We start from the raw sequence: 22,755 nt of genomic DNA, 5'->3' as shown, positions 1-22,755 counted from the left end.
GCGACCCTCACATCGGCGCCGACGGTACCGGCACGGTGCGTGCGGACCACCGGTCGGCGCGCCGCCTCGATCGGGGACCGGGCCTCCCCGCCACGGTCGACGGTTGCCCGGCGACCCGGCGACCCGGCGACCCGCGCCGATCCGGGCCTCGCGGCCCCCGCCGCGGATCCGCCGGTGCTCGCGGTCACCGGTCGCCGTCATGATCGAGCGTTCCGGAGCGGAGCGTTCGCGACGCGGACGGTTCGCTCCGGAACGGGTGATCAACGGGCCGGCCCGGGGCCGGGGTCAGCCCCCGACGATCCGGGACAGCACGTCGGCCAGCGGGCCGGGCCGGACCTGGACCCCGGCGTGCGAGGCGTCCAGGTCGTGCACGGTGAACGGGTTGTCCGGGGTCAGCGCGTCGGCCTCGGCGACGAACCGGTCCTGCAGCGCCACCGGGACCGCGCGGTCCGCCGGGAGCCGGACGTAGTGCCGCGGGATCCGGCCCCAGGTCGCCGCGTCGGCGCGGACCAGGTCGTCGTCGATCAGGATCGACTCGTCCGGGTCCTGGGCGTGCAGGTAGGCGAGCAGCTCGTCGCGGGTGCCGTCGGCGAGCAGCGCGGCCTGCAGGGTGTCGAGCGTCGCGGGATCGGCGGTGCGCCAGTCGAACCGCAGCGCACCGATCACCCGGGGGTCGGCGAGGACCAGACCGGGGAGGTCGTGCAGCAGGCTGGCCGCGTTCTCCGGGCTCGCGTGGTAGTCGAACGCCCCGGCCCGCACCGGGCACTGCGCGGAGACGTAGACGAGCAGGTCCACCAGCTCGGGGTGGGCGTTGCCGACGGCGTTCAGGGTGAACCCGCCCCGGCTGACCCCGACCAGGACGACCGGGCCGTGCTCCCGCGCCCGCCGCAGGACGGCCGCGACGGCCGCGACGTCGTCGGCGGTGCCGATGCCGGCCATCCCGCTGGGTTCGGTCGTCGCCGGCCCGGCGCCGCGGGAGGTGTTCGGGATGCGCGCGCCGAACCCGTGCCCGGGCAGGTCGACGGCCAGCGCCCGGTGCCCGCGCAGCGCGAGCTCGCGCACCACGGGGCCCCAGGAGGCCGAGTTGCAGCCCGCTCCGTGCACGAGGACCAGGGTCGGAGTGGCGGTCACGGCGCCATCGTGCCGACGCCCGTCGGCGATGATCAACCGGATTTCAGCGGGCTCCGCAGATCGGCCGCGGGGAACGGCGGGCGCTCGTCGAGCCGCACCGACAGCCGCCCGGCGGCCCGCCAGGCCCGGGCGGTGAGGTCCCGGTCCTCGTCGGTGACCAGGTTGCCCATCACCCGCAGCGCGACGGTCATCAGCGCCCGCGACCGCATCCCGACCGGCCCGGCCAGCGGCAGCAGCCGCGGGATGGTGATCAGTCCGGCGAGCCGGCGGGCGATCGAGAACGCCAGGCCGTAGTGCGAGCGCAGCGTCGCGGGCCAGGCCCGGTCCAGGTCGGAACCGGCCGCGAGCAGCTCGGCGACCAGCCGTCCGGTCTCCAGTCCGTAGTCGATGCCCTCGCCGTTGAGCGGGTTCACGCAGCCCGCGGCGTCGCCGATCAGCGCCCAGTTCGGCCCGGCGACGCCGGACACCGCACCGCCCATCGGCAGCAGCGCGGAGCGGACCAGCTCGACCTTCGCGCCGAGCTCCCACTCGTCGCGGCGGGCCTTGGCGTAGTGCTCGATCAGGCCGCGCAGCCGGATGTTCGCCGGCCGCCGGTCGGTGGCCAGGGTGCCGACGCCGATGTTGAACCGGCCGTCGTTGAGCGGGAACAGCCAGCCGTAGCCGGCCAGCACCTCGTCGGACTCGCCGCGCAGCTCGAGGTGCGAGCTGATCCACTCGTCGTCGCTGCGGCCGGAGTCGATGTAGCCGCGCGCGGCGACGCCGTAGGCGGTGTCCTGGTGCCACTCCCGGCCGAGCACCCGGCCGAGCGTGGACCGCGCGCCGTCGGCGACGACGAGGCGGCGGCAGCGCACCGACCGCCCGTCGGCGAACAGCACGGACCCGACCCGGTCGCCGTCGAACACGACGTCGACGGCCTTGGCCCCGTCCATCGGGGTCGCGCCGGCGGCCAGCGCGACCTCGCGGATGCCGGCGTCGAGTGTGCTGCGCGGGATCGCCGAGCCGTGCGCGGGCAGCGAACCACCGGGCCACGGCAGCTCCAGCACCTGCCCGAAGCCGTGCGCGCGCAGGCCCTTGTTGGTGCCGTGGCCGTCCACCCAGTCGCCGAGCCCGAGCCGGCCCAGCTCCTCGATCGCCCGCGGGGTGAGGCCGTCACCGCAGGCCTTGTCCCGGGGGAACGTCGCCGAGTCGGCCAGTACGACGTCGCACCCGTGCCGGGCCGCCCACGCCGCGGCCGCCGACCCGGCCGGGCCCGCCCCGACGACCAGGACGTCGGTCTTCTCCGGCCCGGCGGGGACCTGGTCGTCGGGGACGGCCGGCGACGACGAGGCCGGGGCCGGGACGGTGACGCCCGAGGTCGGGACTGCGCTCATGACGCCCAGTGTCGCAACCCGGCCGGGGTGCCTGCCGGGGAGCGTGCCGCCGGTCACGACACGCCCCCGCGGCCGGAGGATGGCCGGGAGCGCGGCGGCTACCGTTCCTGGCCGCCCTGCGCGACGCCTGACCCCCCGGCTACCGGGTCAGGTGCCAGAGGATCACGTCGTGCGCGTGCCTCGCCTCGTCGTCGCCGCGCAGGCCGACCTCCCAGGTCCGCCCGCCGGCGGTGATCGCGACATGGCTCGCGACCGGCCGGCGGCCCGCGGCCGGGCGGTCGTCGACCAGCGAGACCGAGCCGAGTCGCGAGTACGGCACCGAGGTCAGCGCGGTCCGCTCGCCGGCGTCCTGCAGCACCACCCGGCGATCGGTCAGGCCCAGGAATCCGGTCGCGCCGGGCGTGTCGTAGACCGCGATGATCCGCTCACCGTCCAGCAGCCCGGCCGCGACCGTGTCGAGCTGGTCGCGCCTGTCGAAGACCGGTCCGTCCATGCGGGACATCCTGCACCCGAAGATCGTCGGCGTGCGCCCGGCTCATCCGGCCACCCCGCTGACCCCGGCCGCGAGCGTCCCGGCGAGGGCCGCGACGCACGCGGCGAACCGGCTGCCGGGTACCTCGCGGGCGACGGCCAGCGCGTCGGCGGCGGTGTCCACATCGGTCAGCGTCTGCGCCGGGGCGACGCGCAGCCCGGCCGCCCAGAGGGCCGCCAGGGTCCGCTCGCCGGTGTCCTCGCACGACATCGGGACCCCGGCCAGTGCGCTCGCGGCGGACGGGTCACGCAGGCCCAGCACCCACCAGCCGCCGTCCGTGGCGGGGCCGAGCACGGCGTCCACCCCGGGGTCGGCGAGCCGGTCGGCGCACCGGGCGAGCACCGCGGGGCCGGCCTGCGGGGTGTCCATGCCGATCTGCTGGGTCGGGCGTCCCGGGTGCAGGGCCGCGGCGTCGGCGTGGGCCGCGGCGATCCGGGCGGCCAGGCCGTCGCCGCGCTGCGCGACGACGTCGACGCCGGCCAGCCGGGCGGTCAGCTCGGCGGACCCGACGGCGTCGGCGAGGTCGCCGGTCAGCGCCACGACCGTGCCGCCGGGGACGGCGGTCGCCGCGTCCAGGGTGTCCAGCAGCAACGCGGACGCGAGCGCGGCGGCCTGCTCCGGGGTCGCGGGCGGGCACAGCCGGGTCTTCGCCCGTCCGGGAACCGGGGCCTTGGCCAGCACGACGGTCGTGACCTCGCCGGTCATCGCAGCAGCCTGATCATGTCCCGGCCGGCCCGGACGGTGCCCGACACCGACCCGGACACCTTCGACCGCCCGCCGGCGCGGCGGGCGTAGGCGACCGGGACCTCGTCGATCCGCCAGCCGGCCCGCCCGGCGCGCAGCAGGAGCTCCAGCGGGTAGCCGAACGCGCGGTCGGTGACCCCCAGGTGGAGCAGGTCCCGGCGGCGGGCGACCCGGATCGGCGCGATGTCGTGCACTCCGACCCCGCGGGCGCGCAGCATCGTCGCGATCACCGTGTTCGCGGCCCGCGCGTGCCACGGCCACACCCCGGCCGAGTCGGGGACCCGGCGCCCGACGGCCAGGTCGGCCCGCCCGGACGCGACGGCGGCGGCCATCGCGGGCAGCACGTCCGGGTCCAGGGACCCGTCCCCGTCGAGGAACGCGACGAGCTCGCCGGTCGCGGCCTCCAGCCCCGCGTGCACCGCGGCGCCGTACCCCCGCCGCGGCTCGTGCACGACCCTGGCCCCGAACTCGCGCGCGACCTCGGCGGTGCGGTCGGTCGACCCGTTGTCGACGACGATCACCGGCCACCCCGCGGGCATCCGCGCCAGGACGTGCGGCAACGCGTCCGCCTCGTCGAGGCACGGGAGCACGATCTCCGGCTGCATGTCCTGTGTTCGGTCGGCGTCCCGCGACGGTTCGGGCGACACCGTCAGCCCCGCACTCCGACCGCCGGCCGCAGCGGGTCGGTCGCGAACGCGGCGACGCCGTCGGCGAACCGGGTGCGGGCGGTGAAACCCAGCCGCCGGGTCGCGTACGCCGGGTCGGCGACGACGTGCCGCACGTCGCCCGGCCGCGCCCCGCCGACCACCCGCGGCTCCGGGCCGCCGGTGGCCCGGGCGAGCTCGGCCGCCAGGTCGCCGATCGTGTGCGGCTCGCCGGAGCACACGTTCGCGGCACCGAACCCGGACGGCTCCGGGTCGGCCGTCAGCGCGGCCGCGTTCGCCTCGGCGACGTCGGTGACGTGCACGAAGTCGCGACGCTGCCGGCCGTCCTCCATCACCCGCGGGGCCTCGCCGCGTTCCAGCGCGGACCGGAAGATCGACGCGACGCCGGCGTAGGGGGTGTCGCAGGGCATCCGCGGGCCGTAGACGTTGTGGTAGCGCAGCGACCAGACGGTCCCGCCGGTCTGCCGGGCCCACGCGCTCGCCAGGTGCTCCTGGGCGAGCTTGGTGGCCGCGTAGGTGCTGCGCGGGTCGACGGGGGCGGTCTCCGGCACGAGCCCGGGCACCAGGTCCGCGCCGCACTCCGGGCAGCGCGGCTCGTAGCGCCCGGCGGCGAGATCGTCCGCGGCGCGCGGCCCGGGACGGACGACTCCGTGGGAGGGGCAGTCGTAGCGCCCCTCGCCGTAGACGACCATCGACCCGGCCAGGACCAGCCGTCGCACCCCGGCGGCGTGCATCGCCGCGAGCAGGACCGCGGTGCCGAGGTCGTTGTGCGCCGCGTAGTCCGGCGCGTCGGACGGGTCGACGCCGTGCCCGACCATCGCCGCCTGGTGACTGACGGCGTCCACACCGGACAGCAGCCGGGCGAGCAGGCCGGTGTCCCGGACGTCGCCGACGACCAGCTCGTGCGGGCTCTCCGGTGCGGCGCCCGGCCCGTGCGCCTGGGGGAGCAGCGCGTCGAGCAGGACGACGTCATGGCCGTCGGCGACCAGCCGGTCGGCCACATGGGACCCGATGAAGCCGGCTCCGCCGGTGACGAGGACGCGCATCGGCCCGACCGTATTGCCGCCCGCGCCCCGCCGCCCGGTGGATCATGCCCGGGCGTCCCACTCCTCGGCGGCGGCCAGGGCGATGCCGAACAGGCCGGCCCGGGCCTCGCGGGCCGTCGTCCAGCCGCGGTGCTCCCACTCCGGACCGGCCAGCGAGTCGGCGGCCAGGAACACCTGGCCGAACCGGAGGTTGGTCCGCCGGGCGACCGCGACCGCCGCCGAGGCCTCCATGTCGACGACGGCGCAGCCCTCCGCCCTCCGGCGCGCGACCCGCTCCGGCGTCTCCCGGAAGACCGCGTCGGTGGTCCAGCAGCGCCCGACGACCCACGGGAGCCCCGCCCGGTCCAGCACCCCGGACAGGACGTCCACGCCCTGCGGGTCGGCGTCCACCGTCCGCGACGGCGGCAGGTAGTGCAGTGAGGTCCCCTCGTCGCGCAGCGCGTCACCCAGGACGACGGCGTGCCCGAGGGTGAGCTCGTGCCGCAGCGCCCCGGCCCCGCCGACGCCGACGACCGTCCGCACCCCCATCGCCGCGACGCTCTCCAGGAACATCGCCGCGAGCGGGGCGCCGACGCCGGGGTGCAGCACCGCGACCGGGCGCCCGGCCGGACCGGGCACCCGGCGGATCGGGGTCCGGCCCAGCTCGGTCCGCAGCACGGTGACCGTGTCGTCCCCGAGGCCGTCGACCACCTCGGGGAACCAGCAGAAGACCGCCGCGGTGGGCATGTCCGCCGGGTGCGGCACGACGGCCTCGGCGCGGATCACCCCCTCGGCGCCGAGATCGTCCTCGAGCAGGGGCACCGCGGAGAGGTCCACGGTGGGGATCCTGCCCTGACCACCGGAGCCGGTGATCCCGCCGTGACGGGGTGTCGCCGGGTGGATGCGGTCGGCGACGACGGGGCGGGATCCGCTGTCCGCGTGGCGGGTCGCAGTATGGTCAGCGGCAGGGCCCCGCACCCCGAGGGGCCGGTGGGGACGGTGGACCAGTGGCCGGAGACTTCCGCGGGCCGCCCCCGCGTGGTGGTCCCCCGCCGCGTGGCGGTGGCCCGGGGCAGCAGCCCCCGCGTGGCCCCGGACCGCTCCCCGGACGCGGTGGGCGGCCGATGCCGCCGCCGTCGCCGCCCCAGCAGCCGCCGGCCCCCCGCCGGCCGCCCGGGCAGGCCCCGCCGCCGGCGCCCCCGCAGCAGGGGCGTGGTGCGCTGCGCCGGCCGCCGCCCGGACGCGCCGGGAACCCGCCGCCGCGCAACGCCGTGCCCCCGGCCGGATCGGCGATGCCGCGCCCGGCCGGCGCGGGGGGAGCGCCGCCGGTGCACCCGGCGTCGCAGGCACCCCGGGACGGCCGGATCACCAAGGGCCCGACGCTGCCGGACTGGCACCGCGTGCGACGCGCGATGCGCGGGCGCTGGAAGCTCGTGCCGATCGTGCTGGTGGTCGCGATCCTCGGGTTCGGGATCTACCTGGACCGCAACATGACCCGGGTGGAGGCGCTGCCCGCGGACAGCGCGGCGACCTCGGCGGGGACGAACTACCTGATCGTCGGCTCGGACAGCCGGGAGGGACTGTCCGCCGAGGACGAGGACCGCCTCGCCACCGGCGATGCCGCCGGGCAGCGCACCGACACGATCATGCTGCTGCACAGCGGGCGCTCCGGCGACGTGCTGATCTCGCTCCCGCGCGACTCGCTCGTCCCGATCCCGGGTCACGGCAACAACAAGATCAACGCCGCGTTCGCGTTCGGCGGGGCGCCGCTGCTGGTGCAGACCGTCGAGGACGCGACCGGGCTGCGGATCGACCACTACGTCGAGGTCGGCTTCGGCGGTTTCGTCGGCGCCGTCGACGCGGTCGGCGGCGTCGAGATGTGCATCCCGGAGGCGATGAACGACCCGCTGGCCGGGCTCGACGTCCAGGCCGGTTGCCAGGACCTGGACGGCCAGAACGCGCTGGCCTACGTCCGTACCCGGGCCACCCCCGGATCGGACTTCGACCGGGTCCAGCGCCAGCGCGAGTTCCTGTCCGCGCTGCTGGGCAAGGCCACCAGCCCGCTCACGCTGATCAACCCGTTCCGCACGGTGCCGCTGGCCTCCGCGGTCACCGACACGATCACCGTCGACGACTCGGACCACATCTGGCACCTGGCCGGGCTGGGCTGGGCGATGCGCGGGGCGTCGGGCAGCGACGGGGTCCAGACGACCGTCCCGATCGGCGGCAGTTCGGGATCGAGCCTGCGCTGGGACCGGGAGCGGGCCCAGGCGCTGTTCGGGGCGTTGCAGAACGACGAGCGTCCGCCGGAGTCGAGCTTCGGTCCCTGACGGGCCCGGGGTCTCCCGGGGCCCGGCCCGTTCCGGCTTCCCACGAACGATCGGGTCAGGCGGACTTCCGGGAGGACCGGCGCCGGGTGGTGGAGGTCCCCTCGGTCCCGGTCGCCGCGGTCCCGGTGTCCTCCGACTCCTCCGACGAGGACTTCCGGGTGCGCGAACGGCCACCGGAGCCGGACGACGATCCGGACTTCGACGCGGTGCCGGACCGGGACGCCGAGCCGGACCTCGACCCCGAGCCGGACTTCGTGCCCGACCCCGACCCGGACCCCGACGCGGCCTTCGACCGGCTCCGGGACGCGCTCGTCGACCCGGAGTCCGACGTGTCCGTCGATCCGGACGCCGACTTCGACGAGGACCCCGACGACGAGGACCCCGACGAGGATCGCGCGGCGTCCACACTGGCCTCCAGCGCGGCCAGCAGGTCGCTCATCGAGTCGGCCCCGTCCTCGGACTTCTCCGCGGCCGGCGCCGGCCGGGCGTCGCCGTCGGACCGCTTGGCCTCGATGAGGTCGACCATCGCGTCCCGGTACTCGTCGTGGAACTCACCGGGGTCGAAGTCCGCGCCCATGCTCTCGACCAGCGAGGACGCCATCTTCAGCTCCTGCGGCTTGAGATCGACGTCGCCGGAGAGGATGTCGAAGTCCGGCTCCCGGATCTCGTCCTGCCAGATCAGCGTCTGCAGCACGATCGCCTTGCCGCGCACCCGGAGCAGAGCGAGGGTCTCGCGCTGGCGCAGCGCCACCTTCACCACGGCGGTCCGGTCGGTCTCGTTCAGCGCCTCGCGCAGCAGCGCGTAGGGCTTGGCGGCCTTCGTCTCCGGCTCCAGGTAGTAGCTCTTGTCGAACAGCATCGGGTCGATCTGCTCGTTCGGCACGAACTCGATCACGTCGATCTCGTGCCCGGTGGACACCGGGAGCGACGCGAGATCGTTCTCGTCGAGGGTGATCAGCTCGCCGTCGGGGGTGTCGAAGCCCTTCGCGATGTCGGCGTAGGCCACCTCCTCGCCGCACACCTCGCAGGTCCGCTTGTAGCGGATCCGGCCGCCGTCGGCGCTGTGCACCTGGTGGAACCTGACGTCGTGGTTGGTCGTCGCCGAGTAGACCTTGATCGGGACGCTGACCAGACCGAACGACACGGCCCCGCTCCAGATCGCCCGCACGATGCCCCCCGCCTGCCCCGCTGGGCCACGACGCTTCTCCGCGTGGCACGCCGGGCGTTCGGTGACAGCATGACGGTGTGTTGCCCATGCTCGCCACCCCCGGACCGCTCCCGACCGGGCCCGGTTGGTCGTTCGAGGTGAAGTGGGACGGCATGCGCGTGCTGGCATCGACCACCGGGGACGACGAGCCGGTACTACGGCTGCACACCCGTTCCGGACGGGACGTCACCGCGAACTTCCCCGAGCTCACCGGCATCACCGGCCTGGCCCCGGACGTCCTGCTGGACGGCGAGATCGTGCTGCTCGACGGCGGCGTCCCCAGCTTCGCGGCGCTGGCGCACCGGATGCAGGGCGTGGTCGGGACGGCCGCGGCGCTGCGTCGCCCGGTCGTGTACATGGTGTTCGACGTGCTGCGGCTCTACGGGGTGTCGCTGCTGGACCGGCCGCTGTCGGAGCGCCGTGCCACGCTGGAGCGGCTGGACCTCGGCGGGGTCGACCACGTCGAGGTCTCACCGCGCTACCCGGACGGTGCCGCGCTGCTGGCCGTCACCGCCGAGCGCGGGATGGAGGGCGTCGTCGCGAAGCGCGAGACGTCGTCGTACCGGCCCGGGCGGCGCAGCCCGGACTGGGTCAAGGTGACCCACCGGCACTCGCAGAGCTGCGTGGTCGGCGGGTGGAGACCCGAGAGGAGCTCGACGACCCGGATCGGGGCGCTGCTGCTGGGCGTCCCCGGTCCGGACGGTCTGGAGTTCGCCGGACGGGTGGGGTCCGGTCTCGCCGGCGAGGCCGTGCAGCAGGTCCTGCGGGACCGTCTCGGCCCGCTCGCGGCCGAGTCCGCACCCTTCGCGGCAGCGCTGCCGCGGGAGGACACCGCCGGTGCACGCTGGTGCGTCCCGGCGGTCGTCGTCGAGGTCGCACACCTGGGGTGGACGGCGGCCGCGCGGCTGCGCCAGCCGGTGTTCCGCGGGGTGCGTGACGATGTCGAACCGGCCGACGTCCGCCGTGAACCCGAGGGATGACACGATCATCACTCTTTCGAGGGACGTAGGCTCCCGGCCGATACGTCCGATCCTTCCGTGATCGATCTCCACGGTGGAGGTGGAAGCATGGCGGTCATGCTCAGCTGGCGCGCGCCCGGCGGGGCGGGGCTCGAGTCGGCCCGCATCACCCTGTCCGGCGGCGGGTTCCGCGCCGTCGGGCGGATGATCCGCGGCACCGGGCGGGGTGTGCTGACCGCGTCCTACCGGCTGGTGGTGGGCGGCGACGGCGCGCTGTCCCGGTTGGCCGTGGACGTGGCGACGGCCGACGGCGAGGCGCAGCTGACGCTGTCCCGCAGCCGGGACGGCGTCTGGCTGGTCGACGAGGGCGCCGGCGGTACCCGCGGCGCGTTCGGCGGGGCGCGCGACGTCGACCTGGCGTTCAGCCCGGTCTTCAACGCGCTCCCGATCCGCCGCCTCGGGCTGCACCGGGAGCCGGCCGAGCACGTGCTGCCGATGGTGTTCGTGGACCTGCCGACACTGCGGGTGACGGCGGTCGAGCAGACCTACCGCACGGTGAAGCCCGTGTCGGACACCGAGTCCGCCCTGGTGGGCTTCGCCGCGGGGGACTTCACCGCCGAGATGACCGTCGACGCCGACGGGTTCGTCCTCGACTACCCGGGCATCGCGTCCCGGACGGACCTGGCCGGGGCCTGACCGGCCTACTCCTTCGGGGGCTCCACCACGTCCCCGCGACGCCCGAGTTCGCGCAGCTCGGCGAACACGTCGTCGCCGTGCAGATCGACCGGCAGCGCCAGCGGGTCACGGGTGGAGGACCACCGCATCCGCGCCTCGTGCCCGGCGTGCACGGTCGCCGCCAGCCCACCGGTCGAGGCCAGCGCCCCGCGCATCGCGCCGAGCCGGCCCAGCGCGTCGTCGACGGCCCCCAGCAGCGCCGCCCGGTTGCCCTCGCACATGGCCAGCACCAGCTCGGGGCGGGTGCCCGCCACCCGGGTGCCGTCGGCGAACGAGCCCGCGGACAGCGCGAGCGCCAGGTCGTCGCCCTGATCGCCGGCGCCGACCGCGGCCAGCACCGCGGCGAACAGGTGCGGCAGGTGCGAGATCCGGGCGACGGCCGCGTCGTGCTCGTCGATCGCGGCCGGGACCACCCGCGAGCCGCAGGCCCAGGCCAGGTCGGCGACGTCGCGCCAGACGTCGAGGTCCAGGCCGTCGTCGGCGGCGACCACCCAGGCCGCGCCGTCGAAGAGCCCGGCGTCCCCGGCCGCCCACCCGGACTCGGCGGTCCCGGCCATCGGGTGGCCGCCGACGTAGCGGGCGCGCGGGGCGTGCTCGGCGACGAGGTCGGCGACCGCGACCTTGACGCTCACCGCGTCGGTCAGCCGGCAGGTGGGCGCGACGGCGTCGATCCGGCGCAGCACCGGCTCCAGGGCCGTGAGCGGGACGGCGACGACGACCAGCGCGTCCGCCTCGGCGGCCCGGGCCAGCGCGGCGTCGGTGTCGGTGGTGACGTCGAACCCGTCGGCGACGGCCGCCGCCGCGGTGGCCTCCGACGCGGCGGTGCCCCACACCGGGCGCCCGGCCCGCGTCGCGGCTCGCATCAGCGACCCGCCGATCAGCCCGGTTCCCAGCACGCACACCGCTCGCATGACCCGAACAGTAGAGCCGTCACCCGGGGTGGCCACGCTCACCCGATCAGGCGACCCGGAGTGCCCGCGCGCCGACCGTTTCGGCGCGCGTCCCGCGGATCAGCGCGTCGCGCGTCATACCACCGGCCGCCGATCCGCCGGTCCGCCTCATGATCGCGATCCGGGTTCCGGTGGGTGCCGTCGATGGCATTGATCGGAACCGGGCCGACGATCACCCGGCGCCGTGGCCGCGTCGTGCCGCGCTCGACCCACGGTGATCACGAGCTCGGTCCCGATCGATGCCATCGACGGCACCCATCGGAACCCGAACGATGATCACCCCGGCGCGCGGCCGGCTCAGATACCGGCGGCCAGGACGGCGGCGCCGTGCGGCGAGATCGGCGGCCCGCTCGCCGGGGTGCTCGGCGACCAGCCGCAGCACCTCGCGCGTCCACGGCCCGCGCCGCGACGCCCGGTCGAGGCGGTCCAGCCGCCGGCCGATCTCGACGATCTCATCGGGCTCCAGCCGGTCGTCCGCCCGCAGCGCCTCCCGCGGATCCGGTCCGACCGCGCGAAGCCTGATCCGGAACACCGGGCCGCCGTCCCTCCCGCGGAACGCCGAGCGCACCGCGTCGGCGGAGGCGAGGCCGGCGGCACGGGCGTCCTCGTCGGCGATCGAGTCCGCGGCGACCTCGTCCACCGCGACGATCTCCACGACGCCGGCCGCCGTGCGCAGCGTCGACCCCGCCCGGATCCGCGGGCGCGACCAGCGCCGGTAGGCCCGGTCGACGGTCCCGGCGGCGACGCCCCGGGCCACCGCGACCGGGAGGATCACCGCAGCACCCCCTCCAGTGCCCCGGCCAGGTCGAGCAGCGCGTCCTCCCCGGCGGTGATCCCCACGAGCTGCACCCCGGCGGGCAGGCCGGGAACGGGGACCGGCAGCGCCACCACCGGACGGTCGGTCAGGTTGAACGGCGAGGTGAGCTCCAGCATCGACGGCCGGACCGGGACACCGTCCACATCGGACGCGCCGATCGGCGTCGCGCGCAGCCGGGTGGTCGGGCAGAGCAGGACTTCGCAGCGCAGGTGTGCGAGCAGTGCGGCGGAGCACCGCGTGCGGGTGCGCCGGGCGTCCACATAGGTGTGTGCGGGCAGCTCGGCGTTCGGGGCGATGCGTGCGGCGGTGACCGGCTGGTACTCGTCGCGGCGGGTCGCGAACCACTCCCGGTGGGTGGCGTACGCCTCGGCGCCGGTGATCAACGGGTAGGTCGCGGCCAGCTCCTCGATCCCGGGGGTGTCCTGTTCGGACAGGTCTGCACCGAGTGCGGTGAGCGCGTCGGCCGCGGTCCGCACGGCGTCGGCGATGACCGGGTCGTGCGGCCGCCACCACGCCCCGCTCGCGACCCCGATCCGGAGCGGCGGTCCGGAGCCGGGTCCCGCGCCGGGCCTACCGGGAACCGGCGGCCGGCGATCGCCGTTGCCGGATCGGTGAGCGGCGCCGGTGCCGCTTCCCGAGGCGAGCGCCCGTCGCGCGACGGCGAGGGACGCCGCGTCCGCGGCCAGCAGCCCGACCGTGTCGAACGACTCGGCCAGCGGGAACACGCCCGCGCCGGGCAGCGCCCCGCGTCGCGGCTTCAGCCCGGCCACCCCGCACAGCGCCGCCGGCGTCCGGACGCTCGCCCCGGTGTCGGTGCCGACGGCCAGCGGCAGGTGCCCGGCCGCGACCGCCGCGGCCGGCCCCGACGACGACCCGCCGGTGATCCGGGCCGGGTCGTGCGGGTTCCGGGCCGGCCCGCTCGCCGCGGCGTCGCCGGTCGGGCCGTAGGCGAACTCGTGGGTGTGCAGCTTCCCGACGACCACCGCACCGGCCGCGCGCAGCATCGCGACCACCGGAGCGTCCACGGCGGCGGGCGGGGCGCCGTCGAGGATCCGCGACCCGCAGCGGGTGGGCAGGCCCTCGACGTCGACGACGTCCTTGATGCCGACGGCGACGCCGTGCAACGGCCCGGCCCACTCGCCCCGGGCCGACATCGCGGACAGCTCCGCGGCCCGGGCCCGCGCCCGGTCGGCGTCCAGGAGCACGACGCTGTTGGTGCGGTCGGCGTCGAGCCGGGACAGCACGTCGTCGACGTGCTCGGACGGCGAGAGCTCACCGGAGGCGATGGCGCGCAGCAGATCGGGGAGCGACAGCACGTGGTCAGCCTGCCGTCGCCCCCCGGGGCCGACAACCTCAGGTTCCGGAGCGGGCGAGCTCCCGGGCCTCCGCCTCGGACGAGGCGGCGGGCCTCGAGTCCCGCAGCGGCCGCCGCGCGGTCTCGGGCAGGAAGTACAGCGTGATCGCGCCGATGACGCCCGCCGCGATCAGGTAGTAGCCCGGCCACAGCAGGTCGCCGGTGGCCAGCACCAGCGCGCTCATCACCAGCGACACGGTCCCGGCGAACGCCGAGACGAAGATGTTGAACGCGATCGACAGGCCGCCGTAGCGGATCTCGGTCGGGAACAGCGCCGGCAGCGTCGACGGGCTGGTGGACGAGAAGCAGATCAGCAGCGCGCCCATCAGCAGCAGCCCCAGGAACACCGTCGGGACCGAGCCGTTCTGCATGAGCAGGATCATCGGGACGCCCAGCACGATCAGCCCGGCCGCACCGGTCCACATGATCGGCTTGCGGCCGATCCGGTCGGACAGCCGTCCGAGCAGCGGGATCACGAACACCGCGGCCCACAGCACGATGATCTGCAGCCAGGACGACGTCGTCGAGTCGATCGAGGTGCCGCCGTGCTGGTCGACGGTGGTCTCCAGGTAGGTCGGCATGTAGCTGGTGAGCATGTAGTTGGTGACGTTCCAGACCACGACGATGCCGCCGACCATGATGAACGTCGGCAGGTACCGGGTGAAGATCAGCTTCAGACCGTCCTTGACCGCGGTGCCCTCGCGCTTCTCCGACTCCGCGAGCAGCGTCTGGAACGCGGGGGTCTCCTCCAGGCGGACCCGCAGGTACACCCCGACGATGCCGAGCGGGAGCGCCACGAAGAACGGGATGCGCCAGCCCCAGGAGGACATGATCTCCGGGCTGAGCACCAGCGGGAGGACCGTCGCGATCGTGGCGCCGAGGGCGTAACCGACGAACGTGCCGAGTTCGAGGAAGCTGCCGAAGAAGCCGCGACGCCGGTCCGGGCTGTACTCGGCGATGAAGGTCATCGCGCCGGCGTACTCGCCGCCGGTCGAGAAGCCCTGCAGCACCCGCGCGCAGACGAGCAGGATCGGCGCCGCGAGCCCGATCGAGGCGTAGGACGGGATGAGCCCGATGAGGAAGGTCCCGAGCGCCATCAGGATGACGGTCATCGACAGGACCTTGGTGCGGCCGATCCGGTCACCGAGCGGGCCGAAGAACAATCCGCCGAGCGGACGGAAGAAGAAAGCGATGGCGAACGTCGCGAACACGGCGACCTGGGACAACGGGCCGGGTGGGAAGAACTCCGCCTCGATGGTCGTCGCCAGGTAACCGTAGACGCCGAAGTCGAACCATTCCGTGACATTGCCGATCGCGGCGGCGCTGACGGCTCGCTTCATCGTCGCCGGATCGGTCACGGTGACGCCATCGACCGTCCCACCTGCTGTTGCTTCGTCCACGCCAACCTCCTGGAAGAGATCGTCACGGGGGACGCTTTCGTCATGTAACTGTCAGTCCGTGGCGATGTGTCCGGTCTCCGATTAGCTATGAAAAAAGAGTAGACCCAGCGCTCGGAGACTGCGCGACGTAGCGGTGTGGATCTGTGAGGGGAGTCATCACCGTGAGCCGCTTTCCGGGGCGGACAGCGGGCGCCACGAGTGGGACCGTCGAGGGCGTCGGCGCGGAAGGCGTCGCGAATCCACTCGTGAGGAGGAGCCGTCATGGCGGTCGTGTTCATGTCGATCATCGGAAGCGCGGGGGTGGGCCTGGCGGTCACCTCGGCCCTGGCCGCGTACGCGCAGCGGAACTGGAAGGGCTACCGCCGGGACACGGTCAGCTGAGCGCGGCCAGCGCGAGGCCCGCGTAGACCGCGACGCCGGCCGGGAACGCGGCCTCGTCGAACACCACCCGGTTCGAGTGGTTCGGCGGGGCCGTCGCCGGGTCGACCGCCGGTGGCCGGGCGCCGAGGAACGCCAGCGCGCCCGGGACCCTGGCCAGCACGTAGGAGAAGTCCTCGGCGCCCATCATCGGCGCCGCCATCGGCACACAGGCCCGCTCGCCGAGTACCGCCTCGCCGACCCGCACCAGCGCGTCGTTCGCGCCCGCGTCGTTCTCGGTGACCGGGTAGCCGCGGGCGATCCCGACCCGGGCCGTGCACCCGTAGGCGCGGGCGAGGTGCTCGCAGTGCGCGGTGATCTCGCCGTGCAGGAGTGTCCGGACCGGCTCGGACAGGGTGCGCAGCGTGCCGGTCAGCTCGGCCGTCTCCGGGATGATGTTGTCGGTCGTGCCGGCCTGGATCCGCGCGATCGTCAGGACGGCCGGGTCGTGCGGCCCGACCCGGCGGGACAGCAGCGTCTGCAGCCCGCCGACCATCGCCGCGGCGGCCGGGACCGGGTCGCAGGCGTCCTGCGGGGCCGACGCGTGCCCGCCCCGGCCGGTCACCGTCACCCGCAGCACGTCGGCCGCGGCCATGATCGGCCCGGGCCGGTGGTGCAGCTCGCCGGTCGGCACCGTCGAGGAGATGTGCAGCGCGTAGGCCAGCTCCGGCCCGTCGTCGAGCAGCCCCTCGTCGATCATGTGGCGGGCGCCGTGGAACCCCTCCTCACCGGGCTGGAACATCAGCAGCACCCGCCCGGCGATGCGGTCGCGGTGCGCGGCCAGCAGGTGCGCCGCCGAGGCGAGCATCGCGGTGTGCGTGTCGTGCCCGCAGGCGTGCATCGCGCCGTCGACCGCGGAGGCGAACTCCAGGCCGGTGTCCTCCTGCAGCGGCAGTGCGTCCATGTCCCCGCGCAGCAGGACCGTCGGTCCGGGCCGCGCGCCGTCGAGCACCGCGACGACCGAGCTGCACGACGACCCGGTGCGGACGTCCGCACCGAGCCCGTCGAGGGCACGCAGGACCGCGTCGCGGGTCCGCGGCAGGTCCAGTCCGAGTTCCGGGGTCCGGTGCAGGTCACGCCGCAACGCGACCGTGTGGGGCTGCAGCCTGCGGGCCTCCGCCAGGAGGTCACCCGGGAGGCCGGCGACGGACGCGGAGGAGATCGGCATGGACCGATCGTCGCCCACGGCCGCCCGCCCGGCGACCAGCGGCCCTGATGTGACCGCCCATACCTGGTTGTGGCGTGGCCCACAAGGCTTCCGCGACGTACCGTTGTCGCCGTGCCCACACAGAGCGTCGAGGCCACCCCGGACACCCGGGGCGCCGCCCTGCCCGGATTCGCGGTCGCCGCGATCCGGGAGGAGGGGCGCTGGCGCTGCGTCCGCCTCGATCCGGTCGCGCTCGTCGATCTGGACGCGGCGATCACGGCGCTGCGCGCGCAGCGTTCCACCGGGGCGGTGCTCGGCCTGCTCGACGTGGACGACGAGTTCTTCGTCCTGCTGCGGCCCTCGCCGGGCGGGGTGCGGCTGCTGATCTCCGACGCGGTCGCCGCGCTGGACTACGACGTCGCCGCGGACGTGCTGGACCTGCTGCGCGTGGAGCTCCCGCCGGACGACGACGCGCTCGACGACGCCTGGCCCGAGGGCGACCTGGGCATCCTGTCCGATCTCGGCCTCCCGGCCGACGAGCTGGAGATCCTGGTCGACGACCTCGAGCTCTACCCGGACGAGCAGCTCGAGACGATCGCCCGCCGCTGCGGGTTCGACGGGCCGCTGGACGAGGTCGTCAACCGCTGACCGTGGTCCGTCCGTCCCCGGGTGACGAGGCCGTCCTCGGCCGCGCCCTCGACGTCGCCCGCTGGGCCGGGCGCACCGGCGACATCCCGATCGGCGCGGTCGTCCTCGCCGCCGACGGCACCGAGCTCGCCGCCGCCTGCAACGCCCGGGAGGCCCTCGGCGACCCCACCGCGCACGCCGAGGTGCTGGCCCTGCGCGCGGCCGCGGCCGTGGTGGGGGAGTGGCGGCTGGACGGCGCGACGCTGGCCGTGACCGTCGAACCGTGCACGATGTGCGCCGGCGCGATCGGGCTGGCCCGGGTGGCCCGGGTGGTGTTCGGCGCGTGGGAGCCCAAGACCGGTGCCGCCGGATCGCTGTGGGACGTGCTGCGCGACCGGCGGCTCACGCACCGGCCGGAGGTGGTCGGCGGCGTCCGCGCCGGCGAGGCGGCCGCCCTGCTGCGGGACTTCTTCGGCCGCCCCCCGTCGATCGACGCGCGGTAGCGGTCTAGTAGCCTTCTCGGCGGTAGCGTGTCCGAGCGGCCGAAGGAGCGCGCCTCGAAAGCGCGTGAGGTTCACGCCTCCGTGGGTTCAAATCCCACCGCTACCGCCAGCCGGGAAGCCGGGTCCTTATTCAGGGCCCGGCTTCCGGTCTTTCCGGCGGAAGACCGCCGTCCACCGCACCGGCAGGCCCGACGACCGGGCCGGTGAGACCGGCTCCAGCCCGTGGCCGGCGAACGCGGTGATCTCCGCCCGGGTGAACGCCCACGGCGGCCGGGACGACGGCGGGTCACCGTCCCCGCGCACGTTCTCCACGACCAGCAGGTCCCCGCCCGGCGCGACCAGTGCGGCGACCGCCGCCGTCGCCGCAGGCCGCAGCGACACCGGCAGCGCCTGCACGTTGATGATCTCCACGACCACGTCGAAGGCCCGGGCCCACTCGTCGGGGAGGTCCAGCAGATCGGCGACCCGGTAGTCGACCGGAGAGCCCGGGTAGCGGCCGCGGGCGGTGGCGACGGCGGTCGGGGCGATGTCGAACGCCGTTGTCGTGAACCCGGCCGCGGCGACGAACTCGGCGTCACCGCCCAGCCCGCACCCGACCACGACGGCCCGGCGCCCATCGGGATCCCCCAGCGTGGGTACCCAGTCCGTCAGCTGCGGTGCCGGTGCCGTCCGGTTCCAGGGCACCGTCGTCTCCCCGCGCTCACCCGCCGCGTAGAGCTCCTCGAACCAGCCGGTCGGACGGCCCTCGGCCAGTGCGCGTGCGGCGAGGACGGCGCTCTCGGCGTCCCAGTCCTTCATGCCCCCATCCTCCTCCCGGTCGCCCGGCTCCGACCACGGTCCGAGTCCCGTGATCGGTCCCCGCTCCGATGTGTCCGACCCCCCTCGACAGCGAGGGTGGTGTCACCTGGAGGAGGAAGGAGCTGGAGATGACCACCATGACCGTGAACCCGCCGACCGCCGCGGACCGCCCGGCCGATCCGGACGCCTACGCCGTCGTCACCGTGCTGATGCTGATGCTGGGCGGGTTCGTCCTGCCGGTCGTCGGCTGGCTGGCCGGCGTCGTGATGCTCTGGACCGGTCGCGCGTGGACGGTCGGGGAGAAGGTGCTGGGCACGCTGGTCTGGCCGCTCGTCGTCGCGATCCCGGTGGCCGCCGTGTTCCTGCTCGGCGGGCCGCTCGGCGGACCCCTCGACGGCGACCCGGCGATCCGGCTGACCGTGCTCGGCGTGGCCGCACTGATCGCGCTGATCCTGCTGCCGTGGACCTTCGTCACGCTCCTGTGTGCCGGTCGCCGGCGCTGACCCGAGCCGACGAGATCCCGAGCCGACGAGAGAGGACACGACGCGTGAGCGAGAACCGAGGGCTGCGCAGGTCGGTGGCCGCGGCGGTGGCCGGAGCCGGCGCCCTGCTGGCGGCGACCGTGCTCGCCCCGCAGGCGAACGCGATCATCGGTGGGACCGACGCGACCGAGGAGTATGCCTTCGTGGCGACCCTGCGCGACGCAGGAGGGCACCACTTCTGCGGCGGCGCGCTCGTCGACCCGCAGTGGGTGCTGACCGCCGCGCACTGCACCGGACCCGGTGTCCCCACCGACGGGTTCACCGTCGCCGTCGGCAGCACCGAGCGCACCGGGGGCGACGAGCGCGGAGTCGCCGAGGTGATCACACACCCCGACTTCCGCGCCGACCCGACGCCACATCCGGAGTTCCCGGAGCTGGAGCTGGTGTGGCTGCACCAGGATCTCGCGCTGCTCCGGCTCGACGCGCCGGTGCCGCAGGCACCGGTCGAGCTCGCGAGGCGGTCCGCCGAACCGGGGACCCCGGTCCGGGCCCTGGGCTGGGGCATGGTCTGCGAGGTCGGTGAGGACTGCCCGGAGGAGCAGCCGCCGGCTGTCCTGCAGCAGCTCGACACCGAGATCGTCCCTCGTGAGCGCTGCGAGATGGACGCCCGCGATCTCTGCACGGAGCACCCGACCGGGGCGGCGCAGGCCTGCATCCTCGACTCCGGCGGCCCGGTCGTCCGGGCCGGGAAGGACGGTTGGGAGCTGGACGGCGTCATCAGCCGGGACGGGAACTACCTGGAGGACCCGCGCTGCGTCGGGCCGATGGTGCTGACCGACGCGTCGGCCTACGGGGAGTGGATCGAGGCCACGATCGTCGGACGCACCTGACGAGGCCGGGGTGGGCGCCACGTGGCCCCCCACCGCTCACTCGAAAGAGTGGAGATCGTCGTTGCCCGTTTCTTCTGTTCTGCGGGCGATTGATCGGTGTAAGTTCCGTATCTGCGGATGAGGCTGCCCTCATCGACGATCTTGTGACCTGCGAAACAGTCGATCACCGGTGATCGTTCACGCGGATTCGTGCGACACCTGCGGGGCGCTCCGCCACGTCACCGTCGACCCACGGAGATCGTTTCGTCCTCGACAGCTCCGGACCCTGCTCCCCGGGTCCGCGGGCCGTGCACCGCAGCACCCCCCGAGAGGACGACGATGCCCGCTCCCCGCGCCCCCGAGCGTCCGGCGCCCGACTCCGGCCGCAGCAACGTCAGCCGGCGGCGGTTCCTCGGCTACCTGGTCGCGGCCCCGACCCTGGTCGTCGCCGCCGAGATGGGCCGGCAGGCCTGGTTCCCCGGTACCCCGCAGGCGAACGCCGCGGCCATCCCGTCGGCACCGCTGCCGGCCGAGGTCTACGACCTGCTCGACGTCATCCGCGACACCGCCCGGCCGACCGCGAACCTGATCCGGGTCGAGGTCCGCCGCGACGGCACGGTGTCGTTCGCGCTGCCCCGCTCCGACAACGGCCAGGGCATCATCACCTCGACCCAGATGATCATCGCCGAGGAGATGAACCTGGACCCGGACCAGGTCGAGGTCACCCTCGCCGACGCCCGTCCGGAACTGGTGTTCAACCAGCTCACCGGCGGCTCGACCACCACCTTCTCCACCTACACGCCGATCCGGGTCGCCGCCGCGCTGGCTCAGGGTCGGCTGCTCGCAGCCGCGGCCAACGAGCTCCGCCAGGACGTCAACGTGCTGCGCAGCCGGCAGGGCCTGATCACCGGCCTGAACGGCGAGGAGCTGCCGTTCGGCGAGCTCACCGAGCTCGCGTCGAGCTCGGTGAACGAGGCCGTCGACGTGGTGCTGAAGGACCGTGAGGAGTTCACGGTCATCGGCACCCCGCGGACCAAGTCGGACGCGCGGGCGATGGTGACGGGGCAGAAGAAGTTCCTCACCGACCTGCAGATCCCGGACGCGCTGCCGACGGTCATCTGCCGGGGGCCGAACCTGAACTCCGCCCCGCTGGGTGTGAACAACCTCGCCGAGGTCCGGGCCATGCCCGGCGTCACCGACGTCGAGCAGGTCCCCACCGGTGTCGCGGTGCGGGCACAGACCTTCGGCCAGGCCGTCGACGCGGTGAACGCGCTGGACGTGAGCTGGGACGGCGGCACCGTCCCGGGTGAGAACGACGAGTCCGTGCTCGCCGCGGTCCGGCGCGGCGAGCTCCCGCTGGCCGTGCCGCAGGTGCCGGGCGAGACCGTCGAGGGCGAGTTCGCCTTCTACTTCCGCAGCAACTCCGCGCTGGAGACCAACTGCGCGATCGCCGACGTCCGCAACGGCCGCGCGGAGATCTGGGGCCCGGTCAAGTCCCCGATCGCCGCCCAGGCCGAGATCGCCAAGGACCTGGGCATCCCGCAGAACGCGGTGACCGTGCACGTCACCGAGGGCGGCGGTTCGTTCGGCCGGCGGCTGTTCTACGACGCCCTGCAGGAGTCCGCCCAGGTCTCGCAGGCGATGGGCAAGCCGGTCAAGCTCATGTGGACCCGCGCCGACGACTCCCGGCAGGGGCGGGTGCACCCGCTGGCCACCACCCGGGTCCGCGCGCAGGTCTCCGGCGAGTCGGTGACCAGCTTCGAGATCCGGCACACCAGCGTGGCCACCGAGATCAACCCCGGGCTGTCCGAGGCGATCTCCGCGGCGGCGAACAAGGCGCCGCTGGGCAACCTGACGATCTCGCAGAGCATCTACGCGACCACCCAGGCCAACCCGTACAACGTCGGCGTCGCCACCTCGCTGCTCAACGAGGTCGACATGCGGTTCAACACCTGCTCGATGCGCAACATCTACTCGCCGGACACCGCCACCGCCCGGGAGCTGATGATCGACCAGGTTGCGGCGCAGATGGGCCGCGACCCCTACGAGTTCCGGTCCGGGTTCACCAAGCTCACCCGCTGGAAGAACGTCGTGGATCGGGCGGCGCGGGAGGCGGACTGGGGCAAGTCGATGCCCGAGGGCACCGCCCAGGGCATCGCGATGCACGTCGAGTACAAGGGTGTGTCCTGCGCGGTCGTCGAGATCGACTGCCGCCCGGAGACGGTGAACCGGCAGATCCGCGAGGCCCGGACCGGGCCCCGCGTCACCAAGGTGACCTTCGTCGTCGACGTCGGCCTCGTGATCAACCCGCGCGGGCTGGAGGCCCAGATGATGGGCGGCATCAACGACGGCATCGCGATGACGCTGACCTCCGGGCTGCACCTGGACGACGGTCACTTCATCGAGGCCAGCTGGGACAACTACTTCTACACCCGGCAGTGGAACACCCCGCCCGAGATGAACATCGTGATCATCGAGGACTCCGAGGCCCCCGAGCCGGGCGGCGCGGGTGAGATGGGCGTCCCCGCGACCTGCGGCGCGGTCGCCTGCGCCTACGCCCGCGCGACCGGCACCGTCCCGGAGTACTTCCCGATCATGCACAAGGACCCGTTGCCGTTCGAGCCGTACCCGACGGTCCCGCCCGTCCCGCCGGCCCCCACCAACGGCCTCGACCTGGCCCGTTAGGAGTCCCC

Annotated in this window: 22 protein-coding genes and 1 tRNA gene; 9 read left to right on the top strand and 14 right to left on the bottom strand. The window is 74.6% G+C overall.

The window, feature by feature from the left end; all coding sequences use genetic code 11:
• Nucleotides 1-285: 285 nt before the first annotated feature.
• The 7 genes from WIS52_RS11435 to WIS52_RS11405 all read right to left on the bottom strand — a co-directional run bounded on the left by WIS52_RS11435 (nucleotide 286) and on the right by WIS52_RS11405 (nucleotide 6,304).
• On the bottom strand, nucleotides 286-1,131 hold the full coding sequence (locus tag WIS52_RS11435) for an alpha/beta fold hydrolase (RefSeq protein ID WP_349298155.1): 846 nt from the start codon (nucleotides 1,129-1,131) through the stop codon (nucleotides 286-288).
• A 32-nt stretch (nucleotides 1,132-1,163) separates the two neighbouring features.
• Entirely contained in the window at nucleotides 1,164-2,501 is a 1,338-nt protein-coding gene (locus tag WIS52_RS11430; RefSeq protein WP_349298154.1) for a geranylgeranyl reductase family protein, read from the bottom strand.
• A gap of 139 nt (nucleotides 2,502-2,640) precedes the next feature.
• Nucleotides 2,641-2,994, bottom strand: a complete 354-nt coding sequence (locus tag WIS52_RS11425) for a hypothetical protein (protein WP_349298153.1) — start codon at nucleotides 2,992-2,994, stop codon at nucleotides 2,641-2,643.
• 42 nt (nucleotides 2,995-3,036) lie between these two features.
• Nucleotides 3,037-3,738 (bottom strand): TIGR04282 family arsenosugar biosynthesis glycosyltransferase, encoded by a 702-nt coding sequence (locus WIS52_RS11420; protein WP_349298152.1) that lies wholly within the window; start codon nucleotides 3,736-3,738, stop codon nucleotides 3,037-3,039.
• Nucleotides 3,735-4,382, bottom strand: a complete 648-nt coding sequence (locus tag WIS52_RS11415; RefSeq protein WP_349298151.1) for a glycosyltransferase family 2 protein — start codon at nucleotides 4,380-4,382, stop codon at nucleotides 3,735-3,737. The genes WIS52_RS11420 and WIS52_RS11415 overlap by 4 nt, the downstream gene beginning before the upstream one ends.
• A 44-nt stretch (nucleotides 4,383-4,426) precedes the next feature.
• The gene (locus tag WIS52_RS11410) at nucleotides 4,427-5,488 is read right to left on the bottom strand and encodes an NAD-dependent epimerase/dehydratase family protein (protein ID WP_349298150.1); all 1,062 of its coding nucleotides are present in this window, start codon (nucleotides 5,486-5,488) and stop codon (nucleotides 4,427-4,429) included.
• A 42-nt stretch (nucleotides 5,489-5,530) separates the two neighbouring features.
• Nucleotides 5,531-6,304, bottom strand: coding sequence for a nucleoside phosphorylase (locus tag WIS52_RS11405; protein WP_349298149.1), 774 nt, complete (start codon nucleotides 6,302-6,304; stop codon nucleotides 5,531-5,533).
• 287 nt (nucleotides 6,305-6,591) lie between these two features.
• Here WIS52_RS11405 and WIS52_RS11400 point away from each other — a divergent pair, with 287 nt between their 5' ends.
• Nucleotides 6,592-7,797: an LCP family protein gene (locus WIS52_RS11400; RefSeq protein WP_349298148.1), complete on the top strand. Its 1,206-nt coding sequence runs from the start codon at nucleotides 6,592-6,594 to the stop codon at nucleotides 7,795-7,797.
• A gap of 55 nt (nucleotides 7,798-7,852) precedes the next feature.
• Here WIS52_RS11400 and ku read toward each other — a convergent pair whose 3' ends face one another.
• Nucleotides 7,853-8,965: a non-homologous end joining protein Ku gene (gene ku / locus WIS52_RS11395; protein ID WP_349298147.1), complete on the bottom strand. Its 1,113-nt coding sequence runs from the start codon at nucleotides 8,963-8,965 to the stop codon at nucleotides 7,853-7,855.
• 86 nt (nucleotides 8,966-9,051) lie between these two features.
• On the opposite strand from ku, the gene ligD reads away from it, so the two are divergent.
• Entirely contained in the window at nucleotides 9,052-9,984 is a 933-nt protein-coding gene (ligD, locus tag WIS52_RS11390) for a non-homologous end-joining DNA ligase (RefSeq protein ID WP_349298445.1), read from the top strand.
• An 87-nt stretch (nucleotides 9,985-10,071) separates the two neighbouring features.
• Nucleotides 10,072-10,659, top strand: coding sequence for a putative glycolipid-binding domain-containing protein (locus WIS52_RS11385; RefSeq protein ID WP_349298146.1), 588 nt, complete (start codon nucleotides 10,072-10,074; stop codon nucleotides 10,657-10,659).
• Between the two features lie 5 nt (nucleotides 10,660-10,664).
• Here WIS52_RS11385 and WIS52_RS11380 read toward each other — a convergent pair whose 3' ends face one another.
• The 5 genes from WIS52_RS11380 to WIS52_RS11360 all read right to left on the bottom strand — a co-directional run bounded on the left by WIS52_RS11380 (nucleotide 10,665) and on the right by WIS52_RS11360 (nucleotide 16,804).
• On the bottom strand, nucleotides 10,665-11,609 hold the full coding sequence (locus WIS52_RS11380) for a prephenate dehydrogenase (protein WP_349298145.1): 945 nt from the start codon (nucleotides 11,607-11,609) through the stop codon (nucleotides 10,665-10,667).
• Between the two features lie 211 nt (nucleotides 11,610-11,820).
• The gene (locus WIS52_RS11375; RefSeq protein ID WP_349298144.1) at nucleotides 11,821-12,423 is read right to left on the bottom strand and encodes a hypothetical protein; all 603 of its coding nucleotides are present in this window, start codon (nucleotides 12,421-12,423) and stop codon (nucleotides 11,821-11,823) included.
• The gene (locus WIS52_RS11370) at nucleotides 12,420-13,781 is read right to left on the bottom strand and encodes an amidase (protein WP_349298143.1); all 1,362 of its coding nucleotides are present in this window, start codon (nucleotides 13,779-13,781) and stop codon (nucleotides 12,420-12,422) included. The genes WIS52_RS11375 and WIS52_RS11370 overlap by 4 nt, the downstream gene beginning before the upstream one ends.
• 37 nt (nucleotides 13,782-13,818) lie before the next feature.
• Nucleotides 13,819-15,219, bottom strand: coding sequence for an MFS transporter (locus WIS52_RS11365; protein WP_379610591.1), 1,401 nt, complete (start codon nucleotides 15,217-15,219; stop codon nucleotides 13,819-13,821).
• A gap of 373 nt (nucleotides 15,220-15,592) precedes the next feature.
• Nucleotides 15,593-16,804, bottom strand: coding sequence for a M20 metallopeptidase family protein (locus WIS52_RS11360; RefSeq protein ID WP_349298142.1), 1,212 nt, complete (start codon nucleotides 16,802-16,804; stop codon nucleotides 15,593-15,595).
• A gap of 111 nt (nucleotides 16,805-16,915) precedes the next feature.
• Between WIS52_RS11360 and WIS52_RS11355 the strand changes: the two genes are divergently transcribed.
• From WIS52_RS11355 to WIS52_RS11345, 3 genes are all read left to right on the top strand, one after another.
• Complete coding sequence (locus WIS52_RS11355) at nucleotides 16,916-17,431, top strand: tRNA adenosine deaminase-associated protein (protein WP_349298141.1); 516 nt, start codon at nucleotides 16,916-16,918, stop codon at nucleotides 17,429-17,431.
• Between the two features lie 2 nt (nucleotides 17,432-17,433).
• Nucleotides 17,434-17,913: a nucleoside deaminase gene (locus tag WIS52_RS11350; RefSeq protein WP_349298140.1), complete on the top strand. Its 480-nt coding sequence runs from the start codon at nucleotides 17,434-17,436 to the stop codon at nucleotides 17,911-17,913.
• Between the two features lie 21 nt (nucleotides 17,914-17,934).
• Nucleotides 17,935-18,022: transfer RNA gene (locus WIS52_RS11345), tRNA-Ser, on the top strand.
• 17 nt (nucleotides 18,023-18,039) lie between these two features.
• Here WIS52_RS11345 and WIS52_RS11340 read toward each other — a convergent pair.
• On the bottom strand, nucleotides 18,040-18,711 hold the full coding sequence (locus tag WIS52_RS11340) for a class I SAM-dependent methyltransferase (protein ID WP_349298139.1): 672 nt from the start codon (nucleotides 18,709-18,711) through the stop codon (nucleotides 18,040-18,042).
• 128 nt (nucleotides 18,712-18,839) lie between these two features.
• Between WIS52_RS11340 and WIS52_RS11335 the strand changes: the two genes are divergently transcribed.
• The 3 genes from WIS52_RS11335 (at nucleotide 18,840) to WIS52_RS11325 (ending at nucleotide 22,747) form a co-directional block, all read left to right on the top strand.
• Nucleotides 18,840-19,214, top strand: coding sequence for a hypothetical protein (locus WIS52_RS11335; RefSeq protein ID WP_349298138.1), 375 nt, complete (start codon nucleotides 18,840-18,842; stop codon nucleotides 19,212-19,214).
• Nucleotides 19,215-19,258: 44 nt separating this feature from the next.
• Nucleotides 19,259-20,083 (top strand): S1 family peptidase, encoded by an 825-nt coding sequence (locus WIS52_RS11330; RefSeq protein ID WP_349298137.1) that lies wholly within the window; start codon nucleotides 19,259-19,261, stop codon nucleotides 20,081-20,083.
• A 318-nt stretch (nucleotides 20,084-20,401) separates the two neighbouring features.
• Nucleotides 20,402-22,747, top strand: coding sequence for a molybdopterin cofactor-binding domain-containing protein (locus tag WIS52_RS11325; RefSeq protein ID WP_349298136.1), 2,346 nt, complete (start codon nucleotides 20,402-20,404; stop codon nucleotides 22,745-22,747).
• Nucleotides 22,748-22,755 lie beyond the last annotated feature (8 nt).

Origin of the sequence: Pseudonocardia nematodicida (assembly GCF_040105385.1) — a bacterium.
GTDB lineage: Bacteria > Actinomycetota > Actinomycetes > Mycobacteriales > Pseudonocardiaceae > Pseudonocardia > Pseudonocardia nematodicida.
Note: the sequence above shows the minus strand (reverse complement) of the source record. Positions and strands in the feature narration are given on the sequence as shown.